Below are 9,667 nucleotides of genomic sequence, written 5' to 3'. Positions count from 1 at the left end.
GTACACGGCGACGCTCGCGATCCCGGCGTCCCGGCACGCCCGGGCGACGCGGACAGCGATTTCGCCACGGTTGGCGATCAACACCTTGCGCACGACGGCTTCTCCCCCACTCGCTCTGCGACCTGACCTTCAGGAACAAGCCTCGTCGGCCGGGGAGCTGCATTCAATACCGGCCAATTCAGAGCTTCTTCAGGTTTCCGCAGGCGTGTCGAAGGTAGTTGCAAGTATGTGAGATCGGCTCCAGCGGAATGTCAGACGTACGTCAAGTCTGCAGACTTCGATCTTCACACCCCATTTGCGACAAACGCACTACCTGTAACGCGAAATTAATGTTTACGACCCAGGCTCCTTTCTTTCGCGGACAGAAGTGGCAATCCTCACAGCGACCGCCTGGTCAGCCCGCTCGTCGCGTTAACTCTCCGCGTATGCTTGCATACGAGCCGGACGCTCGCCGCACTGCTCGGCGATCGGAGAGGCTTGCTGTTTCTGCAGGTCAGGGCCCATGTGGGGGTCGCTTCGACCGGCCTGCCGACAGCTCTCGGCTGCGTTGACAATCGGGAAGGTTTGCTTGATACCGTCTCGATGCGCGTTCAACAGTTGGTATTGCGACTGTTCTGGAGGAGCAGATGGACCAGCCGTCGTCCTTAGATCTACTCAAACCCGGCACGGAACAGCACGCCACGGAGTATCCGGGACCTTCTCGGCCCGAGAGATTCTCGCCGCCGACCGGGGCCGGGCAAACAGTGGGCGGGAGCGGACAGGCGCTGCGGGTCCTCGTCGTCGAGAACGAAACAAAGGCCGCGGACACCCTGGTGGGGGGACTGCGTCGGCACGGCCACCGGGTCGAGAGCGTGGCGACGGGCGCCAAGGCCCTTCAGGCGCATCACGGTGTGGACCTGGTCCTCCTGGATCTCGACCTGCCCGACCTCGACGGACTGGAGGTGTGCCGCGGTATCAGGGCCGCCGCCGACACGCCGATCATCGCGGTGACCGCGCGCGGCGCGGAACTCGACCGTGTGCTCGGTCTCCAGGCGGGCTCGGACGACTACCTGGTCAAACCGTACGGCTTCCGGGAGTTGTTGGCCCGGATCGAAGCGGTGATGCGCCGGGTCCGTCCCCGCAAGCCGGCCGAGCAGGTCATCACACGCGGCCCGCTGCGTATCGACGCCGGTGCACGCGAGACCGTCCTGGACGGGCGCCGGGTGGAGCTGACCCGGAAGGAGTTCGACCTCCTCCATCTGCTCGCCTCTCAGCCGGGTGCCGTCTTCTCACGTCGGCAGTTGATGACTCAGGTATGGGAGGATGCATGGTCGAGCGGGGGACGCACCATCGACACCCATGTCAGCAGTCTGCGGGGCAAGCTCGGTTCGAGCAGTTGGATCGTCACGGTCCGCGGGGTCGGCTTCCGGCTGGGACATCCGTGATCTGACGCGATCCCCGCTCGTGACGGCCTGGGCGCGGACGGAGCTCATGTCCCGGGCCCGGGACCATGTCGAACCCGATCCTCTCCGGGGGACGCCACCTGTTGCGGAACCGGCGGCGTCCTCCGGAGTCGGCATCGGCAGGCAGTCAGCGTGCCCCGTGGGCGTCGGCTGGGGCCTGCTCGGGCACGGCGGTGGCTGACGGCCCCTCGCCCGAATCCGTGGCGGTCCCGCCGTCGCCCTCGGCGCGCCCCGGCAGGAACACCGTGGCGATCAGCAGAACGACAAGCGTGCCGATGGTGAACCAGTAGACGCCGTGGATGCCGTCCAGAACGTTCCCGTCCCCCAGCGTCTTCATGATGACCGTGACGAGGGCGATGCCGACGGCCGCGCCGAGCTGGTTCAGCATGTAGAGCACGGAGCTGCCCTGCGGCACCAGAGGCGGGGGCAGCGTCCGGTACAGCGAGCCCATGGTCGGCGCGCCGACGAAGCCCATGCCCGCCCCCATGATCAGCGCGGCGACGGACGACCATACCTCGGAGGTGGTGGCGGACACCTGGGTGAGCCACAGACCTCCCAGAACGGCGGCGACGGCACCCCCCTGTACCAGGCTCCGGCTGCCGATCCTGTCGCTGAGGCTTCCGGCCAGCGGCATCGCGAGGGCGGCACCGAGGCCGATGGGCGTCACCAGCAGACCTGCCGCGAGTGTGCCGTGGCCGTGCGCCTGCTGGTAGTACAGAGGAAGGGCGAAAAGACCGGCGAACGTGGCCAGGCCGTTCAACGTCATCACGGACACGCTCGCCGTGAAGCTACCGCTCTTGAACAGGCGCAGGTCGATCAGCGGCGGGGTGCTCCGGACACGCAGGGCATGTGTGGCGTACGCGGCCAGCATGACCGCGCCCAGCACCAGCGGAGCGAGCACCAGCCAGTCGGCGAACGCGCCACGCTCCGCGCTCTGGGTCAGGGCGAGCACCAGCACGGAGAAGCCCGGCCCGAGCAGCGCCAGGCCGATGACGTCGAGGCGGTTGTGGGCAGGTTCCGATCCGCGCGGCGGATCGGCGGGGACGATCTTCACCGCGAGCAGCAACGCGATGACGCCGATCGGAACGCTGAGCCAGAACATCCAGCGCCATGAGAGGCCTTCCAGGATGGCCCCGCCCGCGATCGGGCCGAGCACCGGGCCGAGAGAGAGCACGACACCCATCAGCCCCATGACCCGGCCCGCCCTCGTGGGTCCCGCGGCACGCGCCAGCAGAACCAGGACCAACGGGTCGAGGATGCCTGCCCCCAGTCCCTGGATGACCCGGAAGGCGATCAGGCTGCCCACGTTCCAGGCGAACGCGCAGGCGAGTGATCCGGCCAGAAAGAGCGTCAGGCCGCCGAGCCACATCCGCTTGCTGCCGAACCGGTCAACCGCCCACGAGGTGAACGGGATCAGGGCCGTCACCGCCAGCAGAAAGCCGGTGGAGGCCCATCCGATGGCACCGAGGGAGGCGTCGAACTCCTCACTCAGGGGATCGAGGGCGACGGACACCATGGTGCTGTTGAGGATGCCCAGCATCCCGCCCAACAGGACCACGGCGATCAGCCGGACGAGGGCGGGTTCCAGGCGGTCAGCTCGTAATTGCGTCACAGCTCCTCCGATTTGCCTCAGCACAATTGGATCCGTGGGTTCAATCTAGTGACCCAACTTGGCCACCCGCAACCATAGAATTGAACCTACGGGTTCAATCAAGAGGGATGTCCGGTACGCTACCGACGTGACCGAAGCAACCACGACAGCAACGTCGCAAACCCAGGCACCGCGCGGCCGCATCGACAAGAGGCAGGCGATCCTGGATGCCGCGTTCACCGTGTTCGCGCGCGAGGGGTACGCCAACGCCTGCGTCAAAGAGATCGCGGCCGAGGCGCGGGTGGCCAAGCCGACCGTCTACAACCACCTCAACGACAAGGCGAATCTCTTCCATCACGCGATGAAGCTGGCCGCTGAGACCGCGCTGACCGAGAACCTGCGCATCATCGAGCGACTTGCCGCGCCGGACGACGATCTGCGCGGCGCACTGGAGGACATCGGCCACCGCCTGCTCCGGTGCTACTGCAGCGATCGTTCCTGGGCTCTGCGCCGACTGGTCTACGCGGAAGCCTGCCGGTTCCCCGACCTGCTCGACGTCATGCAGGTCAGCGGCACGAGCCGGGTGACCGAAGCCCTGGCCGACCGGTTCGCGCGCCTGACGCTCGGCGGTCGCCTGCGCACGCCAGATCCCGTCGAGGCCGCGGAGCAGTTCCTCGCGCTGCTGACCGGACCCGTCGAAGCACGCTCCCGATTCGGGACCCGCAGCCTCCTCGACCAGGACCTCCGGGCTCTGGCCGGGGCCGCGTCCGGCACCTTCCTCAGCGCTTTCGGGCCGACGGCCGCCACCCCCGCGGACGCACTGGGGCACTGAGCGCGTGAAAGGGGCGGGGCGCCGAGGCACCCCGCCCGTGGCCCGCTGCCGTGGCGCGGTCAGCGAGCCAACAGCTGGTCGGTGACCTTGTCGAGGCGCGTGGCGGCGTCCTGGTCGAACAGGTTCGGGTCGTCCACTCCGATCCGACGCCCCTCGACGAAGGCGCTCAGGGGTTCGGCGGGCGGAGCGTCGATGATCTCCGTGATCGGAGCGACAGCCTGGTCCACCGGCTTGCCCATGCGCCTGATCGCCGCTACCTGGGACTTCGTCACCGGGTCGTACTGACCTGCGAAGCTGGTGGCCACCGTACCCGGGTTGACCAGTACGTACCGGGTACGGCCACTGCCGTGGCGGGCCGCGTAGGCAACGCCGAGCAGATCGTTCGCCGTCCCCGCGTGCCGCTGCGCTTCGATGCCGCTGTATCCGCTGCGGAAGTGGAGGTCGTCCCAGCGGATGGCGGGCTTGGGAATGCCCGGCCCCGACACGTTGACGATCACCGGTGCCGCGGACTTCTCCAGCGTCTCGGTCAGTCCGTGGCTCAGCAGATAGCGGCTGAGGTACTCCAGGGCGAAGGTGCCCTCGTACCCCTCGGTCGTCTCATACCGCTCAGAACGGAAGAACCGCGCGCACAGCACCAGGGCGTCGAGGGCGGGGAACGTCCCCTTGAGCTCGTCGACAACCCGCCTGTTCTCGCTGACAAGACTTAAGTCCGCGGCGATGAAATGGGCGCGCTCCCGGGCTCCGCGCTCCCCGGCCTCTGCCAGGAAGCGCTGCCCCTTGTCCGCGCTGCGGCCGAGCACCACGACTCTGTCACCCCGCTCCAGACGTGTGAGAGCCAGCCCCCTGCCGATTCCGTCATTGCCGCCGGAAATCACAAACGTCTTCATGAGAAGTCTCCTTGCGCGGTGGCGCAGCAGTCCGGAGTCAAGTCATCAATTGATGACTTGGATCAAGCTACGCACCGCCGACTACCATGTCAACGACCGATGACTCCGAGGAGACGTCCATGGCCCAGGCCCCCAAGCGCAAGCGTGACCGAGCCGCCACCGAGGCCGCGCTGCTGGCCGCGGCCCGGGCCCGGTTCACCCTCGGCGGCTATGACGCCACCAGCGTCCGGGACATCGCCCGCGACGCGGGGGTCGACCCCGCGCTGATCTTCCGTTACTTCGGCTCCAAGGAGCGGCTCTTCGAGCGGGCGGCGCAGACGGTGGGCGACGAGCACGAAGCACCGTCCGACGGTGGCCCGGGGGACGTGCCGACCCGCCTGCTGCACGCGGCCATGCGGCAGGCCGCACCCGGCTCCGCGGGCGGCCACCCCCTCGCCGCCCTCCTTCTCTCCTCGGGCCGGCCGGAGTGCCGCGAACAGCTCAACGCACAGCTGTCCCAGGACTATGTGCACGCTCTCGAACAACTCGTCGACCTGCCGGACCGCGAACTGCGCGCGGAACTCCTCACCGCGTGGTTGCTGGGCATCACGGTCGCGCGCTCCCTGGCCCACACCCCCGCGCTCTCCGAAGCCTGCGTCGACGAGATCTCGCCCTACTTCGAGCGGGTCGCCGCCGTGCTGCTGGGCACCCCGGCCCCCACGGCGGCGCCGGGTGAGCCTGAGGCACCGTGAGACAGCGGGGAACCGGTCTCACGGTGCGTCAGGAGTGGTTCGCCGGCGGGCACGTCACCAGGGGACGGGGCCGTCGTTGCCGAAGAAGCCGCCGGTGGGGCCGTTCGGATCCACCAGAGCCATGCGGACGATGATGTCGGCCCCCTCGGCCACCGTCTGCGGGCCCGTGTGCCCGTTGAGGTCCGTCGCGGTGTGACCGGGGTCGACGGCGTTGATCCTCATCCTCGGGTGGGTCCGGGCGTACTGCACGGTGACCATGTTCAGCGCGGCCTTCGAGGAGTTGTACGCGAGAGCGGAGTAGTAGACCGGCAGAATCGAAGTGAACTGTTCGGGGTCACCGGCGATGCCCAGCGAGCCCAGGCTGCTGCTCACGTTGACGATGACGGGTGTCTCGCTCTCCTCCAGGAGCGGCAGGAAGCCGTGAGTCACCCGCACCACACCGAACACGTTGGTCTCGTACGTCGTGCGCACCTGCTCGGCAGTGGCGTCGTGGGCGTCGTTGCCGAGACCGATGACCCCGGCGTTGTTGATGAGGACGTCGAGGCGCCCGGCCTCGGCACGGACGCGCTCTGCCGCCGCGCTGACCGAAGCGTCGTCCGTGACGTCGAGCGGCAGGGGACGGCCACCGAGCTCGGCTGCGGCCTTCTCGCCGAGGCGCTCGTCGCGGGCTCCGACGTAGACCGTGTGCCCCGCGCCGATCAGCCGCCTCGCGGCTTCCCTGCCCAGCCCCCGGTTTGCGCCCGTGATCAGTGTAATGGTCATGGAGTCACCCTCCCAACAGACCACCATCACCACGCCACCCGCCCCGTGAGATCGTGACGCACCTCTCACCCACGGTGCACGGCCCGGGCAAGGCAGCGGGAAAACCCGTTCGCCCGACGGGCGAGCGCTCTGCTTGGCTCACCCCATGAGCGATCTTCACATCCGCTGCGCCACCCTCTCGGACATCGATACCGTGCTGCGGTTCTGGCACGAGGCCGCGGAAGGAACGAGCATCAGCGACGACCACGACGGAGTGGCCCGGCTCGTCACACGAGACCCGGAAGCCCTGCTCCTCGCAGAGCGCGACGGCGTCCTCGTCGGGACCGTGATAGCCGGCTTCGACGGATGGCGATGCTCCGCCTACCGACTGGCCGTACACCCCGACCACCGCCGGCAAGGCATCGCCACCGCCCTGCTGGAAGCCGCAGAACAACGCTTCGCCACCCTGGGCGGGCGGCGCGTCGACGCCATGGTCCTGGAAGCCAACGAACGGGCACACCACACATGGGCCGCGGCCGGCTACCGTCGCGAGGATCACTGGCGACGCTGGGTCAAGCCCCTGTAGGCACCCGTACCGGCTCTCGGTGCACCCCGACCGTCGCCGCCTCGGCACCGGCTCGGTACTGCCGCCGCCGCGGAGGAGCGATTCGTACGGCTCGGCGGGCGGCGCGGGGACGCGATCCTTCTCCAGCGGAACGAGATCGCGCATCATGCCTGGCGTGCTGCGGGGTACGCGCCCGAGGAGAAGTGGCGGAGGTGGGTGAAGCCCCTCGGGGAGTGACATCGGTGAGTGACCGGCGTGAGTGACTTCGCCGGTCCTTTCCCCTGGGTGGACCATCCCGGCCCGCACCGACCCGTATGGAAAGGTTGTGAGCGTCCACCCATGGGGCGAGCCTCCCAGCGGCCGGCCCTCAGGCCGCGTGACCCGCGTTGTCGCGCGAGCCGCCCGCGCCTGCCGGATCATGGGATGGGGGTGAACCGATGACCGAAGTGCTCCTCCTTCTGGTGGCGGTGCTGCTGTGCCTCGTCTGCGGCGCCTTCGTCGCCGCGGAGTTCTCGCTGACCACCGTCGAGCGCAGTGAGCTGGAGCGGGCCGCCGAACGCGGTGAGCGGGGCGCCGCGGGCGCCCTCAAGGCCGCTCGGAACCTGACGTTCCAGCTCTCCGGGGCCCAGCTCGGCATCACCGTCACCAACCTGGTGGTCGGCATGCTCGCCGAGCCGTCCATCGCCCGGATGATCTCGGGCCCGTTGGAGGCCGCCGGCGTGCCGGGTTCCGCGTCGAGCTCGATCGCTCTGGTCATCGGCACAGGGCTGTCGACCGTGTTCCTGATGGTGGTCGGCGAGCTGGTGCCCAAGAACTGGGCGATCTCGTCGCCGCTCGCCGTGGCGAAGAACGTGGCGAACCCGCAGCGCTGGTTCAGTGCCGCGTTCCGCCCCTTCATCACGCACCTCAACAACACGGCGAACCGTCTCGTGCGCCGTTTCGGCATCGAACCCGCCGAGGAACTCGCCTCCGCGCGCGGCCGGCAGGAGCTGGCCGCACTCGCCCGGCACTCCGCCCGCGAGGGCGCCCTGGAGGCGGACACCGCCGAGCTGTTCGTACGCACCCTCAACCTCGCCGACCTGACCGCGGAGAACGTGATGACCCCGCGCGTCCAGGTCATCGCGCTGGAGGCCCAGGCGACCTGCGAGGACGTGGCGAACGCGACCCGGGCCACCGGCCTGTCCCGCTTCCCGGTCTATCGCGACACCCTCGACTCGGTCGTCGGCACGGTCCACATCAAGGACTGCGTGGCCGTACCGGCCGAGCGCCGTCTGCAGACTTCGGTGGCCGAGCTGCTGCGCGAGCCGCTCTTCGTCCCGGAGTCGCTGACCGTGGACCGGCTCCTGGACCGGCTGGGCGGCAAGCGCACGATGGCGGTCGTCATCGACGAGTACGGAGGCACGGCCGGCGTCGTCACCCTGGAGGACATCGTCGAGGAGGTCGTCGGCCAGGTCCGTGACGAGCACGACCCCCACGAGGCGCCCGACCTGGCCCCGGCGGGCACCGACGAGGTCGGCCGCGTCCTGTACTCGGCCGACGGCTCCGCCCGTGTCGACCAGCTCGCGGACGTGGGGCTGCGGGTCCCGGACGGGCCGTACGAGACGCTCGCGGGTCTTGTGGCGACCGAGCTGGGCCGCATACCGGACGTCGGCGACTCCGTGAAGGTGGCCGGGTGGTGCCTCGACGTGGTGGACGCCTCGGGACGCCGGGCCGCCCGGGTGCTGTTGCGCGCACCGGTCCTGTCCGACGGCTCCGGGCACGCCGACCACCCGCTTGGCGGCACCTCCCGTGACGCCCCCTCCCGTGACGACCACTCCGTCGACCCGACCGGCGAGGAGGGGCAGCGATGACCGTCGTCCAGTTGCTGATCGGTTTCGCGACGCTGGTCGTCAACGCCTTCTTCGTGGGCGCCGAGTTCGCGCTGATCTCCGTGCGCCGCAGCCAGATCGAGCCGTACGCCGACGAGGGCGACCGGCGGGCCCACAGCGTGCTGTGGGGCCTCAGGCACGTGTCCGCGCTGATGGCGGCCGCGCAGCTCGGCATCACCCTGTGCACCCTGGTCCTCGGTGTGGTCGCGGAGCCCGCCATCGCGCATCTGCTGGAGCCGGTGTTCCACGCGGCCGGCGTCTCGGAGGGCGCCGGGCACGCGGTGTCGTTCGTGATCGCGCTGACCCTGGCCACGTATCTGCACATGCTGCTCGGCGAGATGGTTCCGAAGAACGTCGCGCTCGCGGAACCGGTGCGCAGCGCGCTGCTGCTGGGGCCACCTCTGGTGACGCTGGCCAGGGCGTTGCGCCCGGTGATCTTCACGATCAACGCCTTCGCGAACGCGCTGCTGAAACTGATGCGGATCGAGACGAAGGACGAGGTCACCGCGACCTTCTCGGACGCCGAGCTCGCCCGGCTCGTGCGGGACTCCAGCGAGGCGGGACTGATCGACGACCGCGCCCAGGAGCGGCTTCACGACGCGCTGGAGCTCGGCCGTACCGCCGTCCTGGACGCCGCCCTGCCCCTGGAACGCGTGGTGTACGCGCGTGTCGGGGTCACTCCGGAGGAGCTGGAGCGGCTGTCCGCCGAGACCGGGTTCTCCCGCTTCCCCGTGGTGGACGAGGGCCGCCGCATCGTCGGCTACCTGCATGTGAAGGACGCGCTGGACGCGGCGCCGCGGGACGTGCCCTTCCCGGTGCGGGACATGCGGCCGATCGCCCGGGTCCGGGAGTCCACGCCCCTCGACGACGTGCTCACGGCCATGCGGCGCAGCCGTACGCACCTGGCGGCGGTGCTGGGCTCGGACGGACGGCTCGCGGGCCTGGTGACCATGGAGGACGTGCTGCGGGAGCTGTTCGGGCAGCGGGCGGTCTGAGTACCTCCTTTCCCC

At 69.3% G+C, this 9,667-nt stretch carries 10 protein-coding genes; 6 read left to right on the top strand and 4 right to left on the bottom strand.

Annotated features, from left to right (window positions below):
- A partial coding sequence (locus ACZ49J_RS40620; RefSeq protein ID WP_280842533.1) for a biotin carboxylase N-terminal domain-containing protein occupies positions 1–93 on the bottom strand: 93 nt, incomplete at its 3' end.
- A 650-nt stretch (positions 94–743) separates the two neighbouring features.
- On the opposite strand from ACZ49J_RS40620, the gene ACZ49J_RS40615 reads away from it, so the two are divergent.
- Positions 744–1,424, top strand: a complete 681-nt coding sequence (locus tag ACZ49J_RS40615; protein ID WP_467456152.1) for a response regulator transcription factor — start codon at positions 744–746, stop codon at positions 1,422–1,424.
- 145 nt (positions 1,425–1,569) lie between these two features.
- Here the strand turns inward: ACZ49J_RS40615 and ACZ49J_RS40610 are convergent, their stop codons facing one another.
- A complete protein-coding gene (locus ACZ49J_RS40610) occupies positions 1,570–3,054 on the bottom strand; it encodes a DHA2 family efflux MFS transporter permease subunit (protein WP_467456151.1) in 1,485 nt (494 codons plus the stop codon).
- Positions 3,055–3,181: 127 nt separating this feature from the next.
- On the opposite strand from ACZ49J_RS40610, the gene ACZ49J_RS40605 reads away from it, so the two are divergent.
- Entirely contained in the window at positions 3,182–3,865 is a 684-nt protein-coding gene (locus ACZ49J_RS40605; RefSeq protein WP_467456149.1) for a TetR/AcrR family transcriptional regulator, read from the top strand.
- 59 nt (positions 3,866–3,924) lie between these two features.
- On the opposite strand, the gene ACZ49J_RS40600 is transcribed toward ACZ49J_RS40605, so the two are convergent.
- Positions 3,925–4,752 carry an SDR family NAD(P)-dependent oxidoreductase gene (locus ACZ49J_RS40600; RefSeq protein WP_467456147.1) on the bottom strand — a complete coding sequence of 276 codons (828 nt, stop codon included), beginning with the start codon at positions 4,750–4,752 and terminating at the stop codon, positions 3,925–3,927.
- An 86-nt stretch (positions 4,753–4,838) separates the two neighbouring features.
- Between ACZ49J_RS40600 and ACZ49J_RS40595 the strand changes: the two genes are divergently transcribed.
- On the top strand, positions 4,839–5,483 hold the full coding sequence (locus ACZ49J_RS40595; RefSeq protein WP_467456145.1) for a TetR/AcrR family transcriptional regulator: 645 nt from the start codon (positions 4,839–4,841) through the stop codon (positions 5,481–5,483).
- 54 nt (positions 5,484–5,537) lie between these two features.
- Here the strand turns inward: ACZ49J_RS40595 and ACZ49J_RS40590 are convergent, their stop codons facing one another.
- Positions 5,538–6,245, bottom strand: coding sequence for an SDR family NAD(P)-dependent oxidoreductase (locus ACZ49J_RS40590; RefSeq protein ID WP_467456144.1), 708 nt, complete (start codon positions 6,243–6,245; stop codon positions 5,538–5,540).
- 145 nt (positions 6,246–6,390) lie between these two features.
- Here ACZ49J_RS40590 and ACZ49J_RS40585 point away from each other — a divergent pair, with 145 nt between their 5' ends.
- The 3 genes from ACZ49J_RS40585 (at position 6,391) to ACZ49J_RS40575 (ending at position 9,652) form a co-directional block, all read left to right on the top strand.
- Positions 6,391–6,810 carry a GNAT family N-acetyltransferase gene (locus ACZ49J_RS40585; protein WP_467456143.1) on the top strand — a complete coding sequence of 140 codons (420 nt, stop codon included), beginning with the start codon at positions 6,391–6,393 and terminating at the stop codon, positions 6,808–6,810.
- Between the two features lie 416 nt (positions 6,811–7,226).
- A complete protein-coding gene (locus ACZ49J_RS40580; RefSeq protein ID WP_467456141.1) occupies positions 7,227–8,639 on the top strand; it encodes a hemolysin family protein in 1,413 nt (470 codons plus the stop codon).
- A complete protein-coding gene (locus ACZ49J_RS40575) occupies positions 8,636–9,652 on the top strand; it encodes a hemolysin family protein (protein WP_467456139.1) in 1,017 nt (338 codons plus the stop codon). Before ACZ49J_RS40580 ends, ACZ49J_RS40575 begins: the two co-directional genes overlap by 4 nt.
- The last annotated feature ends 15 nt before the right edge of the window (positions 9,653–9,667 follow it).

This window comes from Streptomyces sp. NPDC030840 (genome assembly GCF_055572015.1).
This window is presented reverse-complemented; position numbering and strand designations above follow the sequence as displayed.